Source organism: Pseudomonas sp. GW821-FHT09D08 (assembly GCF_059416305.1).
In genome coordinates, this window is the sequence record NZ_JBWKOX010000012.1 from 117,814 (window position 1) to 141,653 (window position 23,840).

Annotated in this window: 21 protein-coding genes; 2 read left to right on the top strand and 19 right to left on the bottom strand. The window is 59.4% G+C overall.

From position 1 onward, the window contains the following. Positions 1-22: 22 nt before the first annotated feature. Entirely contained in the window at positions 23-1,258 is a 1,236-nt protein-coding gene (gene codA / locus AC07OP_RS20315) for a cytosine deaminase (protein ID WP_495102288.1), read from the top strand. 9 nt (positions 1,259-1,267) lie between these two features. On the opposite strand, the gene AC07OP_RS20320 is transcribed toward codA, so the two are convergent. The 5 genes from AC07OP_RS20320 to AC07OP_RS20340 all read right to left on the bottom strand — a co-directional run bounded on the left by AC07OP_RS20320 (position 1,268) and on the right by AC07OP_RS20340 (position 8,360). Beyond that, positions 1,268-3,418, bottom strand: a complete 2,151-nt coding sequence (locus tag AC07OP_RS20320) for a lipase family protein (RefSeq protein ID WP_495102289.1) — start codon at positions 3,416-3,418, stop codon at positions 1,268-1,270. A gap of 12 nt (positions 3,419-3,430) precedes the next feature. Continuing rightward, on the bottom strand, positions 3,431-4,213 hold the full coding sequence (locus tag AC07OP_RS20325; RefSeq protein ID WP_495102290.1) for a hypothetical protein: 783 nt from the start codon (positions 4,211-4,213) through the stop codon (positions 3,431-3,433). Further along, a complete protein-coding gene (locus tag AC07OP_RS20330) occupies positions 4,206-5,042 on the bottom strand; it encodes a DUF4123 domain-containing protein (protein WP_495102291.1) in 837 nt (278 codons plus the stop codon). The genes AC07OP_RS20325 and AC07OP_RS20330 overlap by 8 nt, the downstream gene beginning before the upstream one ends. Further along, positions 5,042-7,063 (bottom strand): type VI secretion system Vgr family protein, encoded by a 2,022-nt coding sequence (locus AC07OP_RS20335; RefSeq protein ID WP_495102292.1) that lies wholly within the window; start codon positions 7,061-7,063, stop codon positions 5,042-5,044. Before AC07OP_RS20335 ends, AC07OP_RS20330 begins: the two co-directional genes overlap by 1 nt. A 310-nt stretch (positions 7,064-7,373) precedes the next feature. Further along, complete coding sequence (locus AC07OP_RS20340) at positions 7,374-8,360, bottom strand: diaminopimelate epimerase (RefSeq protein WP_115488764.1); 987 nt, start codon at positions 8,358-8,360, stop codon at positions 7,374-7,376. A 343-nt stretch (positions 8,361-8,703) separates the two neighbouring features. Between AC07OP_RS20340 and AC07OP_RS20345 the strand changes: the two genes are divergently transcribed. Further along, positions 8,704-9,855 (top strand): MFS transporter, encoded by a 1,152-nt coding sequence (locus tag AC07OP_RS20345; RefSeq protein ID WP_495102293.1) that lies wholly within the window; start codon positions 8,704-8,706, stop codon positions 9,853-9,855. A 57-nt stretch (positions 9,856-9,912) separates the two neighbouring features. Here the strand turns inward: AC07OP_RS20345 and AC07OP_RS20350 are convergent, their stop codons facing one another. The 14 genes from AC07OP_RS20350 to AC07OP_RS20415 all read right to left on the bottom strand — a co-directional run bounded on the left by AC07OP_RS20350 (position 9,913) and on the right by AC07OP_RS20415 (position 23,837). Further along, complete coding sequence (locus tag AC07OP_RS20350) at positions 9,913-10,818, bottom strand: hypothetical protein (RefSeq protein WP_495102294.1); 906 nt, start codon at positions 10,816-10,818, stop codon at positions 9,913-9,915. A gap of 127 nt (positions 10,819-10,945) precedes the next feature. Next, positions 10,946-11,263 carry a type III secretion protein gene (locus AC07OP_RS20355; protein WP_495102295.1) on the bottom strand — a complete coding sequence of 106 codons (318 nt, stop codon included), beginning with the start codon at positions 11,261-11,263 and terminating at the stop codon, positions 10,946-10,948. A gap of 141 nt (positions 11,264-11,404) precedes the next feature. Then, a complete protein-coding gene (locus AC07OP_RS20360) occupies positions 11,405-12,382 on the bottom strand; it encodes a type III secretion effector protein (protein WP_495102296.1) in 978 nt (325 codons plus the stop codon). A 198-nt stretch (positions 12,383-12,580) separates the two neighbouring features. Beyond that, positions 12,581-14,986 (bottom strand): TonB-dependent siderophore receptor, encoded by a 2,406-nt coding sequence (locus AC07OP_RS20365; RefSeq protein ID WP_495102297.1) that lies wholly within the window; start codon positions 14,984-14,986, stop codon positions 12,581-12,583. A 97-nt stretch (positions 14,987-15,083) separates the two neighbouring features. Further along, entirely contained in the window at positions 15,084-16,037 is a 954-nt protein-coding gene (locus AC07OP_RS20370; protein WP_495102298.1) for a FecR family protein, read from the bottom strand. Positions 16,038-16,066: 29 nt separating this feature from the next. Beyond that, positions 16,067-16,567 (bottom strand): sigma-70 family RNA polymerase sigma factor, encoded by a 501-nt coding sequence (locus tag AC07OP_RS20375; protein ID WP_495102299.1) that lies wholly within the window; start codon positions 16,565-16,567, stop codon positions 16,067-16,069. A gap of 91 nt (positions 16,568-16,658) precedes the next feature. Beyond that, complete coding sequence (locus tag AC07OP_RS20380) at positions 16,659-17,294, bottom strand: CGNR zinc finger domain-containing protein (RefSeq protein WP_495102300.1); 636 nt, start codon at positions 17,292-17,294, stop codon at positions 16,659-16,661. Between the two features lie 96 nt (positions 17,295-17,390). Next, the gene (cysC, locus tag AC07OP_RS20385; RefSeq protein WP_495102301.1) at positions 17,391-18,005 is read right to left on the bottom strand and encodes an adenylyl-sulfate kinase; all 615 of its coding nucleotides are present in this window, start codon (positions 18,003-18,005) and stop codon (positions 17,391-17,393) included. Next, positions 18,002-19,231 (bottom strand): MFS transporter, encoded by a 1,230-nt coding sequence (locus tag AC07OP_RS20390; protein ID WP_495102302.1) that lies wholly within the window; start codon positions 19,229-19,231, stop codon positions 18,002-18,004. Before AC07OP_RS20390 ends, cysC begins: the two co-directional genes overlap by 4 nt. A 10-nt stretch (positions 19,232-19,241) precedes the next feature. Beyond that, positions 19,242-20,012 carry a class I SAM-dependent methyltransferase gene (locus AC07OP_RS20395; protein WP_495102303.1) on the bottom strand — a complete coding sequence of 257 codons (771 nt, stop codon included), beginning with the start codon at positions 20,010-20,012 and terminating at the stop codon, positions 19,242-19,244. A gap of 7 nt (positions 20,013-20,019) precedes the next feature. Further along, complete coding sequence (locus tag AC07OP_RS20400; RefSeq protein WP_495102304.1) at positions 20,020-21,156, bottom strand: Rossmann-fold NAD(P)-binding domain-containing protein; 1,137 nt, start codon at positions 21,154-21,156, stop codon at positions 20,020-20,022. Next, positions 21,153-21,878 (bottom strand): SDR family NAD(P)-dependent oxidoreductase, encoded by a 726-nt coding sequence (locus AC07OP_RS20405; RefSeq protein ID WP_495102305.1) that lies wholly within the window; start codon positions 21,876-21,878, stop codon positions 21,153-21,155. The genes AC07OP_RS20400 and AC07OP_RS20405 overlap by 4 nt, the downstream gene beginning before the upstream one ends. Before the next feature lie 10 nt (positions 21,879-21,888). Then, positions 21,889-22,617 carry a sulfotransferase-like domain-containing protein gene (locus tag AC07OP_RS20410; RefSeq protein ID WP_027603117.1) on the bottom strand — a complete coding sequence of 243 codons (729 nt, stop codon included), beginning with the start codon at positions 22,615-22,617 and terminating at the stop codon, positions 21,889-21,891. Continuing rightward, complete coding sequence (locus AC07OP_RS20415) at positions 22,614-23,837, bottom strand: transaldolase family protein (protein WP_495102325.1); 1,224 nt, start codon at positions 23,835-23,837, stop codon at positions 22,614-22,616. The genes AC07OP_RS20410 and AC07OP_RS20415 overlap by 4 nt, the downstream gene beginning before the upstream one ends. Positions 23,838-23,840: the final 3 nt, after the last annotated feature.

A 23,840-nucleotide genomic window follows, 5' to 3' on the forward strand; every position in this document is an offset into this window, starting at 1 on the left:
TTTAGCCAAGAGGAACTTGCCCATGCACATCATCAACGCCCGCCTGCGCAACCGTGAAGGCCTGCATGATCTGCACCTGGAACACGGCCGGATCGCCAGCATCACCCCACAAACAACAGCGCCGGCAGTGGGGCCCAATGACCTGGACGCAGCCGGCAACCTGGTGATACCGCCCTTCGTCGAACCGCATATTCACCTTGATGCCACCCTCACCGCCGGCGAACCGCGCTGGAACATGAGCGGCACCCTGTTCGAAGGCATCGAGTGCTGGGGCGAACGCAAGGCCACCATCACCGAGGAAGACACCAGGACCCGCGCCAAAAAAACCATCCAGGCCCTCGCCGCCCACGGCATCCAGCATGTACGCACCCATGTCGATGTCACCGACCCCGACCTCACGGCGCTCAAGGCCATGCTGCAAGTGCGCGAAGAAAGCACGCACCTGATCGACCTGCAAATCGTCGCCTTTCCCCAGGAAGGCATCGAGTCATACCGCAACGGCCGCGAACTGATGGAAGAAGCTATTCGCCTGGGCGCCGATGTGATCGGCGGCATCCCCCACTTTGAATACACCCGCGACCAAGGCGTGAGTTCGGTGAAGTTCCTGATGGACCTGGCCGAACGCACCGGCTGCCTGGTGGATGTGCACTGCGACGAAACCGACGACCCGCACTCACGCTTCCTCGAAGTACTTGCCGAAGAAGCCCGCAGCCGCGACATGGGCGCCCACGTCACCGCCAGCCACACCACGGCCATGGGCTCCTACGACAATGCCTACTGCGCCAAACTGTTCCGCCTGCTGGGGCACTCGGGGATCAGCTTCGTCTCTTGTCCCACCGAAAGCATCCACCTGCAGGGCCGCTTCGACAGCTTCCCGAAACGCCGTGGTGTCACTCGGGTCAACGAACTGCTGGAGGCCGGCATGAACGTATGCTTTGGCCAGGACTCCATCGTCGATCCCTGGTACCCGCTGGGCAACGGCAACATCCTGCGCGTGCTGGAAGCCGGTTTGCACATCTGCCATATGCTCGGCTACCGCAACCTGCAAAGCGCCCTCGACCTGGTAACCGACAACAGCGCCAAGGCCATGGCCCTGGGTGACCGTTACGGCCTAGAAGCCGGGCGCCCAGCCAACCTGCTGATCCTCTCGGCCGACAGCGACTACGAGGTGATTCGCAGCCAAGGGCTACCGCTGTACTCGATTCGCCACGGCAAGGTGTTGATGAAGCGCCAGCCGGCGCAGGTGGAGTTTGTCTAAGCACCCAGGTCAGACGATCGAGTCGAGATCCAGCGGTTGCACCCTCCCCAGCTCACTCTGCGCAGCGGGAGGGATGCTCGCGACCTGAGGCAACGCCTGGTTTTCACGATGGCGGAACCAGCGCTTGAGACTGGGTTGCAGGTTGGAGGAGTGGCTATGGCTGCCGTAGACATCACGCGCTTCAAGACGACGCCAGCGCAGGGTTTGCAGGCGTTCGCGACTGGTGTGCAGGCGGTCGATCTCAGCGTTCAGCGGCTCATGGTAATCATAGGCACGGTCGTTGGCCGGGCGCTGTCGAGTCAGTTCACGCCGCTTGTCTTGCAGTTGCTTGCGCATGGTCGCAAGGGCATGGTCGAGCAGTTCAAACTCCCGTTGGGTCACCACAGGACCGTTGCTATCCACAGCTTGTTGCCAGCGACGCAACGTCGCCCAGGCGGCGGGGATGTAGCTGGCAGTCATGAAATGCTGTTTGTATTGCACCAACTGTTTGATCAGGCCTTCGCGATCGGGCATGTCACCGCGCGTTTGCCAGGCTCGGTTGCGGCCGGCTTCTTCAATGGACTCGCAGCCCGGCCTCCACAGCACGGAGGAATGCGTACCGTCCGGGAGCACGATGGGCATGAAGTGCTGTTGATCGCCGTGGTGTTGGTAGGGGTTGCCGCCAATACGCACCAGGCCGGCGGCGAACAACAGGCCCCCGGCCGTGGGGGCGCTGAATAGCTTGACGGCACCGGGGATCCAGAGTTTGGCGGTGGTGTTCATCCAAGGGGCCGGGACGCTGGGGACCGGGTCGTTGTGGTTGACGATGCGGTGGTGGACCAACGTGGAAGCGCCGGCAGTGAACTCGGCATCGGCGGCGCGGGGGGCGCCGTAGGTGTAGAGGAGGATGTTGTAGTTACGCTCAGGAATACGACGTAACGCTTCTGCCAGTAACAACGCAATTGCGCCGCCCAAGCTATGACCACAAATAACTATTCGTTGGCCTATGTGAAATTGACTGAGGTAACGCAGCACGAAGTCACGCACAGCCCGGTAAGCCTGATAGAAACCCTCGTGCGCCTTGCCGACCCCGTCGGCGAATGCAACCTGGTGGGCGTTTGCATCCCGTAGTGCATCGGCCGTGCTGAAAGTTCCGCGCACTGAAATCAGGATTACCTCATCGTGATGGGTGATGAACGCCTGGGTGTCAGTGCCGTCTTTTTCGTCATCAAAGAAGTGCAAACTTGCGGGATGTTCCTGCTTCTCGCCCAACTCCGGGCGATTCTGCAGGTACAACTCAGGGTCGAATGGCAGGATTTCGAAGCGCTTGGAATAAGGGACATCTTCATAAAGAGGATAAAAGCGCCGGGTTTGCTCGGGATCAACTCGCCAGGCTTCACGGTATCCAGACAGTTGCTTGCCAAACAGATTCCCAACGCTGGGGTCCAGCGGGAAATGGACTTTATCAACGGGTTTCTTTGAGGGTTCCTGCCCAAAATCGCAGTAACTCAACGCTGCAAACAAAGCCAACTGATACAGGTTCAAAGCACAGAACTCATCTTCAGTGGAGAGCATCGGGCGCAGGGCTCGCAGCGGTCGAACTTCGAGAACGGTATGCTGGCTGGGGAACAGCACGATACCCGACAAGGTTGGCTGGGGCGGGCCAAAGCCCAGGTCGGCCATCATTTTTAATGCGTGGCGCTGGGGGCGGTGGGGTGTTTCTTCCACGGGGGGAAGATGGGCGATATGGCGAACCAGATCGCTTACTTCAACCTGGTAAAACCGATCTGAGCTCTGTCGTCCTGGATTGCTTTCAGTTCGCCGACCATCGACGCTTGAAAAACGGGTTTGTTCAGCTCGGACTTGAAGATCGGTGATCGGTAATGGATAGCTGTCTCGCTGCTGCAATGTTGAATAGTAGCCCCTCCGTGCCTCATATGGAGCATCTAAAACCAGCACGACAGGACCGCGACACTGCCCCTCCAACCGTGCAAACCCTTCTCCATTCAAATGGCCTTTGTACCGCTGCCCTGCGCTGTCAACAACCTCATATCTAAGCCCTCCATAGGCTTTCCCATCACCTGATTCATCCACCAGACAAAAACTCAGCCAACCTCCATGCAATGCGCAAGCAGGCATACTTTCATCAAAAAAAGGGTGCTTCCATTCTTCCATCGTCATGCCTGGATATCCTTATTCAGTACAAGTTGGATAGATGTCGCATATACGCCCATCGGGCATTGTGATGGGCTTGAAGTCGGTAGTATTCCCGTTACAGAACGCATAAAGATCATCAAAATCCGTCCCTAGACAACGCTTCCACCCACTAGGAAAACGAATCCAGTTATCGCCCATGTAAGGTCGCTCTTCGGGATTGAGTCCTACTTTTATCAGTACCTTTTGTCCTCCCAGTTCATCTCGCAGCAAACCACCTCTCGTACCAGCGTTAGATAGCGCCCCACTGTCACTCACATATCCACATTTAAGGACCTTTATGATTACGTGCTTCCGCCCCGCAGTCCGAAACAACCACTGACACTGCCAAGACAGCTCCTTAACTCCCGACTCCGGCATTCCAGGCCTATCCCCCTCCAGATGATCCCTAATGGAAATCCCCCCTATATCCCCCCCAACGTCCGAATCCCGCTTGCCCCACTTCGCATAAAGATCAAAATCCACACTTCGCAGCACCAACGGACACCCCTGTACCGTTTCACTCAGCGGCAACTCATAACTCGCACGACTCGCCACCGGCACGTACTCAGTAAAAAAGACCTTCCGCTCCGGCCTCTTGCCTCGGCGCCTTGGCAAGGTGCAGGTCTCACCCGTTGCAGGCCCATAGTTGGCGGCAGTTTTAAGTTTAAACTCCGCAGGTAAATCCACCTCCAAGGTAAAGCGATCAACCGGCTTCATCGCACATCCCGAAAGTCCCGCCATCGCCAGCGCAAGCAGCACGCCCCATACACGCTTACTCATCCTTGTTCTCCAACATGAGCCACTGCTGCTTAACTCGTTCAAAGTGATCCTGCGGTGTTTCTCCAACCATCGGCTGCCAACGAATCACACTGCTGCAGGTGGCCTCTTCCAGCCGTCGCACGACCAGGAACTCCAGTTGTTCCGGGCCGCTCCATTGCCAGGCGCGAGCCTGTTCAAGGACCTGGGTCAGCCAAACCCTGGGGTCTTGGAATTCAACCAATGCCGCCAGGTCTTCACTGTGTTCAGCCAGCAGGTAACGCAGGATATTGGCGTGCAGGATGGCGCTGGCATTCGGGTTGGGCGTGTTCAGCCAGGGGGCCGGCTCGGGCACCGGATAGTCACCGGGGGCTGGGTTGTCGCCACGGTGCCAACTGCCTTCATGCCAGTAGCACACACTGATCAGTGGGCCGAGGAATGCTGGCCAGTGTTCAAGGCCCAGATGGTTCAGTGCCCGCGCCAACGTACGATTGTCGTGAAGGCGGTATAGCGTCCGGTTATTCTCCGGTCCGATCAGCAGCCGGTCGCGCCAATGCCGGGACATGTCCGTCAGGTCCGCATCCGGCAAGCTGCCCAGCCACCCCCAATTCATCTCTGGTTCTTGCAGAAGATCGAGCAACGCGGGCTCCCCTCCCTGATCCAGCAACAGGATCACGGGGCCAGCCGTGGCCATTTCCGCCAGTGGGGTTTGTGCGTAGAGGTGGCAGTACGCTGGAAAACCGCGTGCCGCCAACATTGGCTGGCAGGCTGCGTTTTTTCCCTCAAGCATCAGGCACAGCCTGTGACCTGCCTGCTGCTGTTGGCTCATCCATCGGTTTGGAAGGTTTTCCATCAGGCTGCCCTCCCGCCGACGGTGCAGAGGCCTTCGCGGCAGTCCTCGCATACCGGACAGAAGTCCGCATCCAGTTGCCTGGCCAAGTACATGATGGCGCCCTGTGTGGCGGAGATTTTCGGGCTCTGCGCAACCAACAGGGCGTTCGCCGACCCGGTCGCGGACGGGGTTCCACCTAGGGTGATGGGCCGACTGCTGAAAATGCCGCCTGCCTGGATCACCAGGTGCTCTCCGCCGGCCTTGAAACTCAGTTGTACGCCCGCGTCGATCACCAGGCTGGCGCCGGCCTTGAGATGCACCTGTTGCCCAGCTTCAATCACCAGGGTTTGCCCGATATAGGTCCGGCTGTCGCCCTGCACGTCCAGATGGTCGCTGGCCTTGAGCACAACCTTGCGGTCACCGGTGACGTGACGATGCTCCTCGCTTTCCAGGTGCGCCGTACTTAACCCTCGGATGATTTCACGCCGCTCACCGGCCACTTCCAGGTGACTGTCATGCCCCACCTGCTGCTCCAGGTCCCGCTGGGCACGAAGGTAGATGAGCTCCTTGCCACGGCGGTCTTCCAGGTGCAATTCGTTGCCGCCACCTCCGCCCGGGGTGCTGCGACTGCGCAAGACGCTGCGGGTCTTGTGTTGCGGCAAGGAATAGGTCGGCATGTGCAACGCATTGGGCAGGCAACCGTTGATCAGCGGCTGGTCCGGGTCGCCCTCCAGGAACGTTACCAGCACTTCCATGCCCACCCGCGGGATCATCGTTGCGCCAAACCCGTCTCCGGCCCAGCCAGATGCCACCCGCACCCAACAACTGCTTTTGTCATCGCTCTTGTCCAGTCGGTCCCAGTGAAACCGTACTTTCACCCGGCCGTATGCATCGCAATGCACCTCCTCACCGACAGGCCCGGTCACCGTAGCGGTCTGGGTGCCTTGGATGGTCGGCTTGGGGTGCTTGAGAGGGGGGCGATACGGTGCAGTCCAGGGTGTCGCGGTGAAACGGTTGCGATACCCCTGGAATGCATCCACCTCCTCACCAGTCGCATCCTCCAGCACCTGCGGTTGATAACCCTCGTGACGGACCGAAGTGATCAACCATAAATCATTGCAGGCCGGATCCGGATGGTCGTGCAGCTCAAGAAAATGCCCACTGCGCAGCACCGCTTGGTCGCTCTTGCCTAATGCCCGATATCGGCCGATCTGAAGGCGCTCCAACCCCCTGCGCGCCAGGCGCCCCCCCCGTGCATGGCCGGTAAACCCAGCCGGGTAGCGGTAGTCCTCAAGGGGTTGCGCTGAGGCAGAACCCGCGCTGTCTTGCAGGCATAAGGACGGATGCTCGAAGTCATGATCACGACGCACCGTTCGCTGGCTGCGGGTCGCCAGGCGTATGTCGAAACCCTGGATAACCCGTGTCTCGGCCAGCGGGCCGCCGGCAGCTGAATAACGCTGCGCAGGCAGGCGCTGAAATACGGTCTGGTCGTCGCCAAACACCAGCACATGCTGGTGCTCGCTGTGACGGAAGTGGTAGTGAATGCCCTCCTCTTCACACAGCCGCTGGATGAAATGCAGGTCGGTTTCCGCGTATTGCACGCAGAACGTACGCGGCGGGTAGACCACCGGCCCCAACTCAAAGGCATAGCGGTCGGCCAGGATGCCGTGGTGTTCGAGGACTGCCGCGATGATCTGCGGAACGTTGCGCTGCTGGAAAATCCGCTGGTCGCATCGATGGGCAAGGTAGGCGAGATGCGGCGCCAACGTCAGGTGATAACGGGTGAGCCGCCGCCCGGGATCATCGCGGCCAATCGCGTAAACCTGCCCGTGCAGGCCTTCGTCGGCGTCGCCAAACGCCAGGTAGGCGGGCTGGTGGAGCAGTGACTCCAGATCCAGTGAAGGGTTTTCGCTGACCACCTGCACCTGGATGAAAAACGGCTGATCAAGCACCTCCTGACCGTTGAACGCCAATACTTGAAAGTCAGTCTTTATGCCTGGAAGGATTAATTTGAAACGTGACGAAACAAACGCGTTAACCATCCGTTGTTACCCGCCATTATCGATAGTTATTACCGGACTGAGATACTTCCCCCGCCAAACATCAAATAAGTTGCCGAGAAAAAGCGCCTGAACGCCTTGAAGCTTAGCGATTTCAGGAAAAAATCGACCTCGAAAAAATAAAAAAGAAGTTTCGTACGACTGAGATTGAAGTGTCTTTTACAAAATAATAAATCGAGTCAATGAGCCACTTCTCAAACATAAGAAATGCCCTACACCAACTTTTATCTGGTCAATTAATTAATAGCGAAACAGCTGACACCCACTCAGGGCGTCAATTGCTCAAAAGACTTCATGTCCGAGGCCGTGCAGTCCCGAACAGACTGACGCTCAGCAGCGTATCGACCTGGGTATGCAAACGTACCGGCGCAGTGCCACCCGGCATCACCACCGCAACTTCACCACCCTCAACCCAACCCGCTCGCCACGCCGCACAGGCCACGGCACTGGCGCTGGTGCCGGAGGATGCCGTGGGGCCCTCTCCCCGCTCGAACACCCGGGCAACCACCCGGTTGCCGGATTGCCTGGCGACCCATTGCAAATTGACTCCGGCCAAGCATGGCTCGCCGCTTCCTGCCGGGGGGGCGAAGGCAATCGCCTGCAACGGTTCGAACAGCGCTGGCTGTTGCATCTGCAGATTGTCCGGCAAGGCTGACAGGTGTTCGACCAGGGTCACACAATGAGGATTGCCCACACGCACAAACTGACTGTGCGCCCATTGTGGGTTGATTGCCGCCAACGCCTTCACATGGCTCAGTTCAATGCCGCTTTGGAGCACCTGCTCCACCCCCTGCGCCCCCACAGCCGACGGCCCGAATCCGGGCAACCCCAATGCCAGCCAGAATCCAGAACGGTGCCCATAGACAGCAGGCTCGACCCGAGTCACCAACGGCGACACCCCGTCAGGCTGGTCATGATGCACGCGCAAATCACAGGCCTCGGTCATCAAGCCCTGGTCAGTAAGCGCCTGGGCAAAAATCGTCAACCCATTGCCACTGCGCTCGGCCAGGGAGCCGTCGGTGTTCACGATCAACAGGTCAAACGGCGGCTCGGCCTGGAACGGGCCCACCAGCAAGCCATCACAGCGGTGGGCCTTGGCATTGGCCGGGCGCGGCGTCGAGCCCCACTCGCATTCGGACCTTATGGCCGATGCAGCCCACGCCTCGCGAGTCCTCGCGGCCTGCGCCGCGCTGTTGGGCACCTCGATACCCTGCTGCCGCAAAAAACCCGGGCTGGCGACCCCGTAAATGTTGCCCCGTGCGTCATAGAACTGGGTCATGGCGCCACTTGCCTCGCTCTCTTCATCGGTGCGTCCGCTCGGTTGCCTACAGGATTGGGCCAGCAGCGTATTACACCATGCAGGGTGTGTGGGAGGCGGTCTGGAAGGTGGTAATCCACCATGAGAAACCCGGGGTTCACCAGTTCCCACGGCAGTTACACACCTTCCAGAACGCCTCCCGCGACAACCCATGTGTGGTTACCCACGCCTATAGCGTTCCCGAATTTGTAAAAAAAATTCAGCGCCGCTTATCTTGAGGGGAACCCGGCTCGCCCCTCAAGGCCTGATGTGCAAGGATGTCGCGCCGGACATCGTTCGTTGAACGCTAAACCAAGGATTTTTCATGACTGCCATCCCCACCTCTGCGCCCGTGGTTCCCGGGCGCCTGGAGCAAATGTCGACCCGCATCGCTTTCTTCATCGCAGGCTTCGGTATCGCCGCCTGGGCACCCTTGGTGCCCTATGCCAAGGCACGCGCAGACCTGAGTGAGGGCACGCTGGGCCTGTTGCTGTTGTGCCTGGGGGTGGGTTCGATCATCGCCATGCCGGCGGCGGGCGCATTGGCGTCGCGCTTTGGCTGCCGGCGGGTGCTGACCGCCGGCACGATCATGATCTGCCTGGCCTTGCCGATGTTGGCCACGGTCAGTTCGATTCCGCTGCTGATGGCCGGTTTGTTCCTGTTCGGTGCCGGCCTGGGCACAGTGGATTCCACAGTCAACTTGCAGGCGGTGATTGTCGAGCGAGCCAGCGGAAAAACCATGATGTCGGGGTTTCACGGGTTGTTCAGCCTGGGGGGGATTGTCGGCGCGGCGGGTGTCGCCGGGCTTCTGGGGCTGGGCCTGTCGCCACTGCAGGCGACCTGGGTGGTGATCGCTGTCATGGTGGCGGCGCTGCTCAAGGCCGGCCCCCACCTGTTGCCTTATGGCAGTGAAAGCTCAGGGCCAGCCTTTGCGGTTCCCCATGGCGTGGTGCTGTTTATCGGCTGCCTGTGTTTTATTGTGTTTTTGGCCGAAGGCGCGGTGCTCGATTGGAGCGCGGTGTTCCTCAGCGCCGAGCGCGACCTGGATGAAGCCTACGCCGGGCTGGGCTACGCGGCGTTCGCCTTGACCATGACGGCGGGGCGATTGACCGGTGATGCCATCGTACGGCGCCTGGGCGCTACCTGGGTAATCATGGCCGGTGGCGCGCTGGCTGCAGCCGGTATCTTCCTCGCCACGCTATCACCCGCCTGGGAAATGGCGCTGTTGGGTTACGCCCTCGTAGGGGCCGGCTGCTCGAATATTGTTCCGGTGCTTTACACCGCCGTCGGCAAGCAAAACGTCATGCCGGAACACATTGCCGTACCGGCCATTACCACCCTGGGGTATGCCGGCATTCTGACCGGGCCTGCCGTAATCGGGTTCATTGCCCATGGCAGCAGCCTGGCAACCGCCTTCCTGTTGATCGGAGTGCTGCTGGTAGCGGTGGCGGTCAGCGGGAAAATACTGCGGGTATGAACCAAGAACAACATGAGCCTCTTGAATCGTTCAAGAAGCTCATTCACGCCTGGGCGATTATCTGCCCCTCTCCTCCTTGTCGTTTTTCAACCAGCGATCAATGCTGTAGTTCTTCAACCAGCCATCATCGTTATGGCTGCCGAAAATGTTGGTTCCGTTAGCCTTGGTGCTGTCCAGCGAAGCCAACAGCCCGGGACGTTCGACCAGGTTCTTGGCCATGTATACCTGCTGCTCGCTGTATTTCTTCTTGGGTAACCCAGTGGCCATATCCCGCACAACCTGACCACTTTTGTCTATTTCGTCAGGGTCCTTGCTCATCTCGATAATCGTCTCTTTCTTCACATACCGGTGCTTCTCGAAAAAAAAGGTGCGGTCTTCCGACTTGTCCCGCAAGTCATCAAACATGCCCCTGAACGCCTGGACGACCTGTGCGTCGGTTTTCGTATGGTAGGGGTCGGCGCTCTGAGTGTTGGGATTGGTATTGCCAATCATCAAATCGGCGGCTTTGTCCAGGCTGGACGGGGTGATTTCACCACGCTTGTCAACAATCGAGTAGCCCAGTCGTGGGCGATTGAGTATCTCCCTGGCAAGCATGATTGTACGTTCGTAGACCTTGCTCTCGCTGGGCTTCTCGTTGGCGATGTCCGTCAATGACCTCAGGGTCAGGCGGCCATCTTTCGTAAAATCACCCAGCATGGAAAAGACGCTGCGCAGTTGAGACGCCAACTCGTGGTCGTGCGAACTGACATAGGGGTTCCCTACATTCGTCATGCCCCCGTAGAGGTTTTGACCGTCGAAATGCCGCTGGGCACCGTTCGCAAACCTACCATCAAATGAAGGCTGCGCCGTGGGGAGCGATTTGCCCAGCGCGCTGGCATCTACCACGGGTCGGGCATGGCCGTTCCCCGTCGCTGTATTCACCCCAGGTGGGAAGCCTCCTGGATTATTGATCCTGTAACTCATAGTTCATCTCCAGCATAGTTAGATTCCGTGGAAGCCAGCGATTAAGTGGCTCTCGGAAAACAGTGGTTCCGGAGAGAGGCCAAATGGACTCCAGTAAAATTTGAGTGTTTGTAACCGCACGGCAGCATCAACCTAGTTTCTGCTTGCGCCACCAAGCGGTCAGGCCATTGAGCAGGCCGGCGTTTTTCAGTGCAGTCGGATTGTCATGGGAGCTCTTTTCCTCCACCGGCAGGCCGCGGAAAAAGTCACCCGCAACGGGCGCCTGGAATTTGTGCTGGCCGACAAAAGCCTTCATCCGCTGGGCTTCGGCCGCATGTACATTCGAAGGGGCAAAGGGATCGCGCGAGGCGGCGTCCCTCTCCAACACCGTGGTGTCCTCTGCAGAGGGGTTGCGAAAATGCTCTTGGCAACTGGGCTGGGATGAACGAAACGAGGTTGAAGTCATTGGTTAGCCCTCACTCAGAATCTGAAAACCGCCGGAATTGATTGATTCCGGTGGATAAAATCTATGTGGTGAATTGGCGTAAACAGTTCCTGAAAGGATGGATGCAGGCGCCGCATCCGATTCGCGGCGCCTGGATGTCGCTCAGCGGAACAGAAAGTAAAGCCCAGCCCAACTGATCCTATCGTCACCCGGCCTGCTGAGCAGGTCATCCATCTGCCTCAGTACATCACTGCGTTTTAGAATTTCCTGGGACAACTGGATCAGGTAATTCCTGTCAGAGTCGTCCGTCAGGTTTTCGTAAGCCAGGTTTTTCAAGTCGTTGACGTGCAGTTCTCGGTTCGAGTGGGGGCCTTTCAACTTCTCGAAAGACCTGAGCATCTCACCAGCCAATTCCCCGTCAGTCTTGTACTTGAAGTAGTTTTGTCCGTAGATAACCGCGTTCACATTATTCCGGTCGATCAGACCATCGAGTGCACCGGTCGAGGTGTGCCGGTCAAGCGCGCTCATCAGTTCCGGACGTCGCAGCAGTTCTTTGGCCAGGCGAATGTTCTCGTTGGTGCTGGGAAACGGAGACCACCCTTTATTCGCCATCGCTCGAATGCTGTCGTTGCTGATATACCCAGGGTTCCTTGGGTCCCTGAAGGCATTGAAGTTGTCACGCAACTGCACGGCCAATTGTTCATTGTTCTTGAGGGAATAATGCGGATCAGGCCTGCCTGGCCAAGTAGGAAAGGGTCGTGGCGGTGGGTTGCTGATGACAGGCAGGGGGCGGGGTGGAGGATTGCTCCAACCTGGATGGTGCGGTGGTCGCCCCCAACCCAACCATGGGTTCACCCAATGCCTGACCTGATCCAGTAAGCCCGACTGCGCAGGAGCGGTTTTCTGATGGGCCACCGGATCTGCAACACTATTACGCGCAGTCGCCGGCGATTGACTGCCGAACACCGGCCCGGCCGCGCTTTCCCGGGACTGGAAGCTGACGTTTGCAGCGTTTTGACCGCTGAAGGAGGGTGCGGCCGGTGCCGCAAGACTGTTGTTTGCCGCAGGGCTGGATTTGACCTGCGAAGGATCAGGGTTTGATGAAGTGGGTACGGGTGTATCGAGCATCGATACCGACATAAGTTTCTCCAATACGGTGAGCGCAATCTTCAGCCGGGCGCTCCAACCATGAAGTCGAAGCTTGTCAGCTAGCCCATGTGTGGTTTTTTGTCGGAATTGGTTCCTGATCAAGCAGCAAGATGCGCCGAAACAGTGTAGGAAATGGGCAGAAGAATCGCAGCCCGGCCAAGGGCTGCGATATTTCCAAACCGGGACGAATCAGAACCCGACGCTGGCCTGAACGAAGAACGTACGCGGCTCGCCCAGGTACAAGCCGGCATTGTTATCACTGGAACGGGTGTAGTGCTGCTGGTCGAAGATGTTTTTCACGCCGACGCCCACCTTCAGGTTCGACAACTGTTCGCCGAAGTCATAACCGCTGCGCACATTGACCGAAACATAACCTGGAATATCGCCGAACTGCCCGTCCGCCGAGCCTTGGGTGACGTAAGTGCTGGTGGTACCCGGTGCGCGTTGGCCGGACTGGGCGTACACATCCAGGTTGTGGGTCCAGTGATTGATGTCGTAGCGCAGGCCCAGGGTGGCCACCTCACGGGAGTACAGCGGCAGGTCACGCCCCTTGAAGGGTACATCGCCTTCGGAGGTGGCTTTGGTGTAGGTGAAGCCGGCATTCGCCGTAAGGCCGTCGAGGCGCGGGTCCAGGTTCGACAGGTCGTAGTGGGCCGAGGCTTCGATACCCGTGTGTTGGGTAGCGCCGAGGTTGGTCCAGCCCACATCGTTGCTGACGTATTGCAGCTCATCCGAGAAGTCGATGTAGAAGAAGGTCAGCTCGCCGCCCCACACGCTGTCGTTGTAGCGTGTCCCCACCTCGTAGGTCTTGGCTTTTTCCGGGTTCAGGCCGTTGGCGGTCTGGTCGCCGGTGCCGCCCTGCCCGAGCTGGAAGTATTGCAGGCTGCCAAACGAGGTCTCGTAGTTGGCGAACAGTTTCCAGGCATCGGACACGTGGTACATCACGCTCAGTGCCGGCAGCGGTTCGTTGTTGTGGATCTCGCGGCGTTTTTCCTGAGTGCGAGTGCCGTTCAACGCAACCACCGGGCGGTCGTGCCATTCGGTGCGGATGTCTTCGAAGCGAATACCCGGGGTGATGGTCCACTTGCCGATATCGACTTTGTTATCGATATAAAAGGCGTTGGCCTCGGTGCCACCGGTGCGGTCCTGGTAGACATGACCATCACTCTGCCCGCCCGGTGTCGGTACGTTATTGACCAGGTTGAGGCTGGTGGCCTGCTCGTGCATGCCTTCCTTGAGGTAGCGATAACCGACGCTGACTTCCTGGGTGCTGGGGCCTACATCGAACACATGGGACACCCGTGGTTCAATGCCGAAGGTGTAGTAGGTGCGCGGGTAGGAGCCGAGGGTTTTCAGGTCGCGGTTGGCGATGTTGCTGCCACGGAAACTGTCGGAATAGTAGGTCAGCACTTCAGCCTGGGTACGGTCGTCGATCTGCCGGATGTACTTGAAGGACACGTCCTTGCGGCGGCCGCTGAAATTGTCCCAGTCACGCACCGATTGGTAGGGGTTGGCGTCGAACTGCTTCTGGGTCAGGCCACCAGGCATGTCGGCGCTGGCGTCGTAATAGTGGAAGTTCAGCGAGAAATCGTCCTGGTCGGTCGGCGCCCAGTGGGTCTTGAAGATCACGTCGTCGATATCGTTGCCGTTGTTGCTGTTGCGATAGCCGTTGCCATTGACCCCGGAGTACAGCAAGGCCGCGCCGATGCCGTTATCGGCCGTGCCGCCGATAAAGGCGTTGTCGATGTGCTTCCAGCCGCCGTGGGCCGAGGTTTGCAGGGTGCTGCCGACTTCGCCGGAGAATTTCTCGGGGATCGCACGGGTCACAAAGTTGATCACGCCACCGACGTTCTGTGGCCCATAACGCACGGAGCCGGCGCCGCGTACCACGTCGATGCTGTCCAGGTTACCGGCGGAAATCGGCGCCATCGACAATTGTGGCTGGCCATACGGGGCGAACGCCGCCGGTACGCCGTCGATCAGCACAGTGGAGCGTGGCGACAGGCGCGACGTCAGGCCGCGTACGCCTACGTTGAGGGAAATATCACTGCCGCCAGTGCCGTTGGCTTCCTGCACCTGCACGCCGGGCACGCGGCGCAGTACGTCGCCGACGTTCATTGCGCCCTGCTCGACCATGGCTTCGCGGCGGATCACCGTGCGCGCGCCGGGGTGGTTCTGCACCACTTCGGCGTCGGCATCGCCGAGCCAGTCACCGACCACCTTGATATCGGTGGTGCCCAGTTCCAGAGGCGCGCCGGCCTCGCCGGTGCCGTTGCCCAGCGGGCGCAGGGTCACGGAGCCCGCATCGATCTGATAGTCCAAGCCGCTACCTTGCAAGAGCTGGCGCAGGGCCTGTTCTGGGGAAAGGTTGCCGTCTACCGCCGGCGCCTGCTTGCCGGCGACCAACTCGGGGCTGAAGAACACTTGCAGGGAAGTCTGCTGGCCCAACTGGCTCAGCGCCGCGCCCAAGGGTTGGGCCTGGATATGAATACCCTCGGCAGCGTAGGCCAGAGGCAGGGAGGTGCTGACAGCGAGCACCAGCGCCAGAGGCACCCAGTGGGAGATTTTATTGTGATGGGCGGCAAGTTTTTTCACGTCGAACCTAGTCCTGTGATCGCAAGAGTGCACGGCTGTTAATACAAACCAGTTGCAGTTGCAGGAGAAGACGAAGAACTCGGAAAAAACCTGAATCTCAGCGTGAAATAATTTCCTGGCTGCCGTCCGGCAAGGTCCGCAGGGCCACGGGCAGGATATGGGGCAAGGCCTTGAGCAAGGCATCGGTGTCATTGGCCTTGAACACACTGGTCAGTCGCAGGTTGCCAACGGCAGGTGTGCTGACGCGCAACGGGCGCTCGCGATAACGCGACACCTCACGGGCGACTTCACCCAGGGAGGCGTTGTTGAACACCAGTTTGCCGCTGCGCCAGGCCGTCAGTTCCTCGGCATTCACTGCGTAGGACGCTGCCACCAGGCCTTGGTCATTGATATGGGTCCCCAGCCCCGCCGTCAGCGTCACCCCCTCGTTCGGTGAGCGCCCTTGCACCTTCACCGTACCGGCCTCGACCACCACACGGGTCTGGTCGTCATCGCGACGCACATCAAAGCGCGTGCCGGTGACCGTCACCTGCCCTGCACCGGCGGCGACCACAAAGGGACGGCGGGTGTCATGCTCGACACTGAACATGGCCTCGCCCTGCTTGAGTTCAACACTGCGGCGGCCTTTTTCGTAGTGCACCGAGACAACACTGCGGCTGTTCAAATCCATCATCGAGCCGTCGGGCAATGCCACCTGGCGATGCTCACCCAGGCGCGTGCTGAAATCGGCCCGGTAGGGCTTCGGATGATCAAGGCCGCTGAACAAGCCGAGCCCCAAGGCCACGGCAACCACACTGGCCGCGACGGCGTAACGCAACACGCCACGACGTTTTGGACGCCCGGCCGGCGCCTCGCCCAACGCCTGCAAGCGGGCCTTGGGCACCAGGTCGGCGGCGCTCCACAGGCCTTGCAGCACATCGAATTCATATTGGTGCTCGGGCTTTTCACTGCGCCACGCATCAAAACGCTCGCGCTCGGTGGCGTCCAACCCAGCGTCTTGCAGGCGTACAAACCATTGCGCGGCTTCGTCGCGGGCACGGTTATCCATCATGGAAGGTCCTGTTTCAGAGCGAGCTTGTGTCATGGGGCCATCGCGTCCAGGCGGTCACGCAAATGCCGCAGGGTGCGGATCATATACTTTTCCACCATGTTCTTGGACAAGCCCAGGCGCTCGGCGATCTCCTGCTGGGTCAGGCCCTCGATCTTCTGCCAGATAAAGATCCTGCGGCAGTTGAGCGGCAACTCGGCCAATGCCCGCTCGATGGAGTCCGCCAGTTGGATCGCGTGCATGAAATGCTCCGGGTCACCGCCGTGGGGCTGGCTCTGATCAAAGGCTTCCAACGCCATGGCTTCGCGCCGGTCTTCGCGTCGGTAGGCGTCCACGGCGATATTTCGCGCAGTTTGATGCAGATAAGCGCGCGGTTGCTCTACCTGGGAGGTGGTGGTCTCCAGCACTCTCACAAAGGTGTCATGGGCCAGGTCCTCGGCCTGCTGACGGTTTCTCAGGCGGCGTGTCCAGGTGCCGATCAACTCTTCGTAGTGCTCGAAAAAGCCTGTTCTGCGGGGCGGCTGAGGGATCATCGCGAGGGCACTGGGGAGGCGGGGCGTGAATAGTAATGCTTCCTATTAAGTGGAGCAATTGCTACCCGTCGACCGCGCCACTGCCTGGAAACTAAAGCGCCTGTTTAAGGCGACTCAATTTCTCCCGGCTGCCGCACACGCTCATCTGGCACCATTTGCGCAGTTTGTTCTTGGAGATATCCAGGAATAGCCAATCACAGTCGGTGGCCGTGCAGCACTTCAGCACGCGAAGATCACCGGACACCAGCAACTGCGTGGCCTCGATCGCCAGGCGCCCGATCAACATTGCACTCAGTTCCTGGGCAGAGGTGCAGGTTTTCCACGCCCAGGCCGGCGTCCCGTCAACCGTGCGCAGCACCCGCCAGGTGGTGCCTTGCTGGAAATTCAGGTTGATCTGCTGCAAGGCGTCATCGGCCGCAGCCTGGCGCAAGGACAATGGATAAAACACGGCATACAGGCATTCGCGGAACGCAATGATGGCGTCCAGATCCGGCTGGTAGGAAATAGGCGACTCAAACACCATGGCCTTGTATTCAGCGAACTCCTGGGCAGAGATCAGCGAGGCGTGCAGCGCCCATTCAAAGAAAAACTGAAAACTGGTGAGCCGCTCTTCCATGACCTTGAGTGGGGAACCAGGGCGGCGGCCGTTGGTGGTATTGATGAAGTCCAACACCTGGGCCCCGCCGATCAGACGGATGGATTTTGCAGTGCCGGTGAAATGCGTCATGCCTGCTCCTGAAAAAACGCGGTATGCCTGCGATGGCGCAGATTACCTTGTTTTCTGAAGGTGCAGGCACCGCCACCGCGGCGCAAAGACCAGCGGCTATGTACGCCCGTCGTTGCGGGCCATCCAATCGAGAATAGTCGCGACAGACTGTTCGACAGACAGCGCCTGGGTGTCCACGTGCACTTCCGGAAAGATCGGCACGTCGTAGTTCGAGTCAATCCCGGTGAAGTGTTGGATCAACCCCAGGCGGGCTTTTTTGTACAAGCCCTTAGGGTCACGTTGTTCGGCCGTTTCCAGCGGCGCGTCCACATGCACCTCGACAAAATGCTCATTGCCGATAATGGCGCGCGCGTAATGCCGGCTGGCCGCCGACGGTGAGATCAGCGCCACGATCACCACCAGCCCCGCTTCCAGCATCAAGCGCGCGACCTCCGCGACCCGCCGGATATTCTCGTCGCGGTCGCTGTCGGTAAAACCCAGGTCGCGGCACAGGCCGCCGCGCACCGAATCGCCGTCAATGATGCAGGTCAAGCGCCCCTGCGCCTGCAAGGCGCTGTCCAGCGCATCGGCAATCGTCGACTTGCCGGCCGCCGAGATGCCCGTCATCCAGATGACCAAGGGCTTTTGCCCCATACGCGAGCGTTCCGCGCCGAGATGGCTGAACGCAAACGCATGCAGATTCCGCTCTGGACGTTCCGCAAAATGACTCATGGCCGCTCACCCTCCGTCACCGCCACAGGCGGTTTACCCAACAGGAACACCATCACGCATTGCACGAACAGCAACAGCGCAACCACCCAGTAGACGGTTGCGAACGAGCCGGTCAGGTCCTTGGAGAAACCGCCCAGGAAGTTGCCGCACACGCCCCCCAGGCCGATCAGCACATTGGCAATGCCGAATGCCTGGGTCAGTCGGCTGACCGGCACGATTTGCCCGATGTAGCTGGGGACAAGCCCGAAGATGGGGTAGAACGCCAGCGCAAACAAAAATGCCGCCAGGTAGAACAGCGGGAGGCTGTTGAAACTGAACACCAGGGTGGCGGCCAGCCCCGCACTCAGAAAGCACATGGCCAGCGACGCCCTGACGCCCACCTTGTCGGCGATCCACCCCACCAGAAAGCCCGAGGCCATGCCCACCGCACCGATGGTGGTCCAGACAAACCCGGCGTCCTGCACCGACACTCCCAACTCATCCCGCAGAAACGGAGCCAGGTAAGTCTGGAACGGCAACAGCGCCATCCCGTTCAAAAAGGCAATGGCCCAGGTCAGGTACAGCGAGCGACTCAACCAAGGTGCGTGACTGTCGAAGACCGTCGAACGCTGCCCGGAAAAACCGGCGTCCTTGTCCGCCACCAGGTTGCGCAGCAGAAACCAGGCCACCACGCACAGGGCCACCGAGATCAGGCCCGCGGTGAGCCAGATCGAGCGCCAGCCACCCTGCAGGGTGAGGAACGACACCAGCAAGCCATTGATGAACACGCCGTAGCTGGTGCCGCTGGAAATCAGCCCCATGACCCGCGAGCGATTCCCCGGGCTGAAGCCCTTGGTGACAATCTCCGCCAACGGGATGTACACCGAGGCCGAGCAGCCGCCGAGCAAAATCAACAACGCCCCGGACAGCCAGATACTGTTGCTGACACTCAGCCCCAACAGCGCCAGGGAGGTCATCAGCGTCGACACCAGGCTGATTTTCCAGCCTTCGAAAAAACGGCTGATATAACTGGTGACCGATGAAAACAGCAGGAAGCCGATCTGCGCACCGCCGGTGATCAGGCCCACCGTGGTGTAGTCGAAACCGATGTCGCGGCGCATGTCCACCACCAGGTTGGCGAACAGGTAGACGCCAAACCCGTAGGTACTGGCCACGAACCCGGTCAACACCACCGCCAGCACGACGCTGTCCAACGGGCGCGCGCTACTGTGTACCAGTGTGCTCATCAGGTACTCCTTAAACGGCGCGTGCGGTGTGGATGACAAAATCACAATTCATCATGTCGTAGTCACGCTGGAAATCCCCGTAACTCTCATGGGCGCAAAATCCGGACTTGAGCACCTCCCCCTTCAACTCACCCGGCAACAGCGGATAGACCTGCAACCGGTACTGCTCGGCGTCATCAAAGGAGTAGATGAACTCACACACGTGCTCATCCACCTGCCCCAGGCCGACGGATGCCTGCGTGCCGCAGTAATAGTAATGACCGCTGGATTTGAACTTGCCTGCGCGAATGGCAAAGAAGTTACGTTGATCCACAATCAGCAAGCCGCCCGGATTGAGCAATGCCCTGAATCTCTCCAGCACCTCCAGCCGTTCATGGGCGGCAAACACATGGCACAACGAACTGCCCAGGCACACTACGGCATCGAAGCGCCCCAGCTCGGCGGGATCGAGGGCCTGCCAATCCCGGTAGTGCGATTCGATCGCCAACCCGCGTTGCCGAAAATTCTCCCGGGCCTTGGTCAACATCGTGCTGCTGCCGTCCGTGGCGACGACATCGAACCCCGCCTGCTTAAGCTGGACCGCATGAAAACCACTGCCCGTGGAGACGTCGATCACCGACTTCACGCCGTGCTGCTTCAGCAGGTTTTCAAAGAACCCGTTCTCCCCCGCCTTTCTTTTGTCCCAATCGATCAAGTCATCCCAGCGCTCGACGAATTTTTTCGAGTATTGCGTGGCGTAACTGGCGACTTCGCCGCGCTTGTGCACCGACATCCGATTCATCACACACCTACCAGGTTGAATGTTTGAAAGACAGGTATTTGCTCGACAGCTCGCGGGCAAATTCGGCGGACTGTTCGATGGACATGGTTTTCTTCGAGTACCCCAGCATCGCCTGCATCACGGCCATGCATTGCGGGTTATAGGTGACCGAGCCATCGCAATGAATTTCATCGATGCCATCCTGGCTCTGGCAGATGGTATTGATGCGCACCGCTTCGTCCTGGGGGCAGTCGGCGCTGAACTGCACCTTGATCTGCCCCTCCTGCAGCCACACCGGATAGCCGCCCGGCAACCCCAGCGGGCCGGGCGCGTGCACCAGCACCGGCGTGGGCGAAAACAGCCCTTCGATCACGGTGACGGCCGAGCACGCCGTGAGGAACTGCCCATCGATACCGCCCAGGCGGCGGAACTCGGATTTAACCGTGGAAAAAATCGCTTCGGCCGGCAGGTGGGCCGCAGCCGGGCGGTCGCGCACCTCATACAACAAGCGGTAGCTGGCACGCGGGGGCAAGCCGCCGCGCGGCACGTAGTGGCTGAAATAGTGCTGGGCATACAGATGCACCTGCACATCGGCGGGCGCACACTCCAGCAGCCGCGCGATGGAAAATCGCAGCGCCGGGATCAGGTTGGCTACATTGCCCACGCCAATATCCGGCGCCAGCCCGACCCTGGCCAGGATCGGGTTGACCGCATCGGGAAAGGCCGCGTTGACCGTCCTGGCCGCGATACCGGAGGCTTTCACCGCCTGCATCAAGTGATGCATCAGCGTCAGGTGCATGGGCAGCCAGGGGCCGAACTGCGCCTGGTCGAGCTGCTCGAACGAGAGCCTGGGCAACCCGGTGATCACCCGCCACGACTGCAACGACGCGCAGTTCACCACCAGGTCCGGCGCCTCTGCACGCAGCACCTGGGTGACCCGGTCGATATCGGTGAGGTCGGCGATCACCGGCTTGATCGTGATGTCTTGCCCCAACTGTGCACACGACAGTGCCACCAGGTTGCACAGCCGCACGGTCGCGTCTTCATTGCGCCCCAGCACCACGAATTCAAAGGCATTTTTCGGCCCGAGAATCTTCAGGATCTGCAGGCACAGGTTGCCTGCGCCCACCAGCAGCAGTTTCTTCTTGGGGGCTGACGGGCTCATCGTGGGTAGGCTCCGTTGTCTACCGGAATGACCTTGCCGGTGACATGCCGCATGGCATCGCTGATCACCAGCAAAATGACCTCGGCAACACCGCCGGGCAGGATCGGTTCCTTGAGGATCTCCTGGCGCGCGTACTCGGCGCGGCGGTATTCAGGGATGGTGTCGTAGATGGCGGTGTCATGGATCAGCGCCGGCGACACTGCGTTAACCCGCACGAACGGCGCGAAATTCCAGGCATTGGCTTTGGTCAGGCCGATCACCGCCGCCTTGGTGGCGCCGTACAAGGCATCGCAACTGCCCACTTCGCCCGCCACCGAGGCGATATTGACGATGCTGCGCGGCGCCTCGTGTTTCATCTCCCGTTCGGCGAAGTCTTTGGAGAGATAGACCAAGGCCTTGAGGTTCACAGTCAGGATTTCGTCCACTTCGGCATCGGAATAGGCGTAGATACTTTTGCCGTGGTAAATACCGGCGTTATTGATTAATGCATGAATAGTTGCGTGGCGCTCGTACAGCGCAGGTATAAACCCCTTGATCAGCGCATTATCCGAAAAGTCTGCGAAATGGGTTTCCAATACATCCGCCGTATAAGTGCGCTGTAACGCACGCAGGCCTTCGGCATCCTTGTCGGCACCAATAACGAAATAACCTGCCTGGATAGCCTTTTCCACAGTAGCCCGGCCGATCCCATTGGCCGCACCGGTGACAATCAACTTTTTCATACAACAATCCTTATTGGCAAAATTCATTCATGCGTGCGTAGAAGGGTCGGTGGTATTCGTAAAAGGCTTTTAATTTTGGCGACCGATCGAAAGCGTCCATATCGATAGCAGGTTTATCCGGCAGAGCAATGCGTTCACTGTTCTCCGCCGCCACATGCCAACTTCTCCAGGTTTTCCACTGTCGTGGACATTCGCGTTTCCATGTCATGGCGTGGGGCAAAAATTCAATCTGCAAGTAGTCACACAGTTTACGAATGACACGCTCCGGCTCGGCGGCAAGGTCATCGGCATTAATCACATAAGGCACTTTTCCGATGAGTTTGGTGACCACACAAAAAATCTCGTACAAGGCTTTATGCCCGATGGCCTGCACGGGCATATCGGGGTGTACCCGGTGATGGGAAATAATGCTGCTGGCGGGTTCGCGAATAATAAAAATATTGTGTTGTTGCGCCAGGAAGTCCCGGTCAACTTTCAAGTCATCCAGGCAGTGGTAACACATGTCTTTGTGAAAGACATTGGTACTTTCCCGGGCCTTGAGCAGTTGCTCTTTGATGCCTTGATAGGTGGTGGGCAAACTGTGATCCCATTCATCCGAAGGAATCACTGAATCTGCGGAAAACGCCATATGGGCAAACGGCTCGTGGAAGACCTCAAAATCCCCCCGCTCGATAAACACCCGTTCCAACACGGTGGAACGGGAACGCGGGTGCGCCCACAACCCGACCATCTTGTTCATGCCAGCACCCCGTATTCAGCGGCCAGGATGGCGTTGAGCGAGCGTGCGAAAGGCTTCGCCACCGGACACAGGCGCACGCAGTAATCGGTCAGGCGCCGATGCGCGCTGTTGGCCTCGTTGCAGGCGTTAATAAACGCCTCGTGATTGCCAAAGTCGTAGGGCTCGATGCTGTCGATGAAATAGGCTTCGCAGAAGTACGGAATGCGAATGAGCCGGGCGAACGTCTCAGCCGGCGCCTGCTGGGGTTCACAGGCGGGTGCCACCGGTTTGCCGTGGCTTTCACGCTCGATCAGAAACTCCACCACCTCCGGCGTCAGCGTGTAGCACGTGGTGGTCAGCCCGGTCTTTTCCAGGTGCCAGCAGTGCTTGTGGCCACGCTCGTCAACGTCGACCTTGATACTGGAAAGCAGGGTCTTGACCGGCACCTTCGAAGCCGCGACCAGGGCCTGGATCTGCTGGTAGATCATCAGCTCAGCCCAGCGCATGTCCTCCGGGCCCAGCGTCAGGCCACGCTCGGCGGCCTGCAAGGCGAACTCGGGCTGGCAGGAAAAACGCCCGATCATAAAGGTGATCACATACTTGCAACGGCCGGTGTCGACGCCATTGCGGTGGGCGCAGGCGATGCCCCGCTCTATCGCCTGGATACCGGCCTGGAACTGCGAAACGGTGAAGCAGAACGTGATGTTGACCGAAACGCCTTGGGCCACCAGGTGTTCGATCGTCGCGAAACCCTCCAGGCTGCCCGGCACTTTCACCATCACATTCGCGGCCAGGCGATGCAGCTCCAGGCCCCGCGTGGTCATGCGTTCGCTGCACCGCACGTCCGACGGGTCGACCTGGGCGCATAGCCAACCATCGGCCTGAGCCGATTGCACCCACAGCGGCTTGAGCATCGAGGCGCCTTCTGCAATCACTTCGTTGTACAGCTGCTTGCGCAATTCCCCGGGAGACAGGCTGGCCAGATTAAAACGCGACGACCAATACTCTTTCTTGTCGAGGATCGCCGCCGTCACCAGCCGGGGATTGGTGGTCACACTGCTGAAGCCCCAGGGCTGGGAGAGATCCTGCGGCATCAACTGTTCGATATGGGCGGCGGCCGCGGGGTACTTGTCCAACAAATGCTGTTTATACGGTGCGTACACCACGGGCGACGAATCCCACCACACTTCCGAACGTGGATCATTACGTTTAAGTCGCTCTATATAACCCAGTGTTCCCACAAC

What these genes read in the sequence shown, in the direction of transcription:
- AC07OP_RS20405 (WP_495102305.1), bottom strand. Translation starts at nt 21,878, where the DNA reads ATGAAAAAGTTGATTGTCACCGGTGCGGCCAATGGGATCGGCCGGGCT.
- cysC (WP_495102301.1), bottom strand. Translation starts at nt 18,005, where the DNA reads ATGAGTCATTTTGCGGAACGTCCAGAGCGGAATCTGCATGCGTTTGCG.
- AC07OP_RS20340 (WP_115488764.1), bottom strand. Translation starts at nt 8,360, where the DNA reads ATGACCCAGTTCTATGACGCACGGGGCAACATTTACGGGGTCGCCAGC.
- AC07OP_RS20360 (WP_495102296.1), bottom strand. Translation starts at nt 12,382, where the DNA reads ATGTCGGTATCGATGCTCGATACACCCGTACCCACTTCATCAAACCCT.
- AC07OP_RS20320 (WP_495102289.1), bottom strand. Translation starts at nt 3,418, where the DNA reads ATGACGATGGAAGAATGGAAGCACCCTTTTTTTGATGAAAGTATGCCT.
- AC07OP_RS20370 (WP_495102298.1), bottom strand. Translation starts at nt 16,037, where the DNA reads ATGATGGATAACCGTGCCCGCGACGAAGCCGCGCAATGGTTTGTACGC.
- AC07OP_RS20410 (WP_027603117.1), bottom strand. Translation starts at nt 22,617, where the DNA reads ATGAACAAGATGGTCGGGTTGTGGGCGCACCCGCGTTCCCGTTCCACC.
- AC07OP_RS20330 (WP_495102291.1), bottom strand. Translation starts at nt 5,042, where the DNA reads ATGGAAAACCTTCCAAACCGATGGATGAGCCAACAGCAGCAGGCAGGT.
- AC07OP_RS20375 (WP_495102299.1), bottom strand. Translation starts at nt 16,567, where the DNA reads ATGATCCCTCAGCCGCCCCGCAGAACAGGCTTTTTCGAGCACTACGAA.
- AC07OP_RS20355 (WP_495102295.1), bottom strand. Translation starts at nt 11,263, where the DNA reads ATGACTTCAACCTCGTTTCGTTCATCCCAGCCCAGTTGCCAAGAGCAT.
- AC07OP_RS20335 (WP_495102292.1), bottom strand. Translation starts at nt 7,063, where the DNA reads ATGGTTAACGCGTTTGTTTCGTCACGTTTCAAATTAATCCTTCCAGGC.
- AC07OP_RS20380 (WP_495102300.1), bottom strand. Translation starts at nt 17,294, where the DNA reads ATGACGCATTTCACCGGCACTGCAAAATCCATCCGTCTGATCGGCGGG.
- AC07OP_RS20325 (WP_495102290.1), bottom strand. Translation starts at nt 4,213, where the DNA reads ATGAGTAAGCGTGTATGGGGCGTGCTGCTTGCGCTGGCGATGGCGGGA.
- AC07OP_RS20400 (WP_495102304.1), bottom strand. Translation starts at nt 21,156, where the DNA reads ATGAGCCCGTCAGCCCCCAAGAAGAAACTGCTGCTGGTGGGCGCAGGC.
- AC07OP_RS20390 (WP_495102302.1), bottom strand. Translation starts at nt 19,231, where the DNA reads ATGAGCACACTGGTACACAGTAGCGCGCGCCCGTTGGACAGCGTCGTG.
- AC07OP_RS20350 (WP_495102294.1), bottom strand. Translation starts at nt 10,818, where the DNA reads ATGAGTTACAGGATCAATAATCCAGGAGGCTTCCCACCTGGGGTGAAT.
- codA (WP_495102288.1), top strand. Translation starts at nt 23, where the DNA reads ATGCACATCATCAACGCCCGCCTGCGCAACCGTGAAGGCCTGCATGAT.
- AC07OP_RS20395 (WP_495102303.1), bottom strand. Translation starts at nt 20,012, where the DNA reads ATGAATCGGATGTCGGTGCACAAGCGCGGCGAAGTCGCCAGTTACGCC.
- AC07OP_RS20345 (WP_495102293.1), top strand. Translation starts at nt 8,704, where the DNA reads ATGACTGCCATCCCCACCTCTGCGCCCGTGGTTCCCGGGCGCCTGGAG.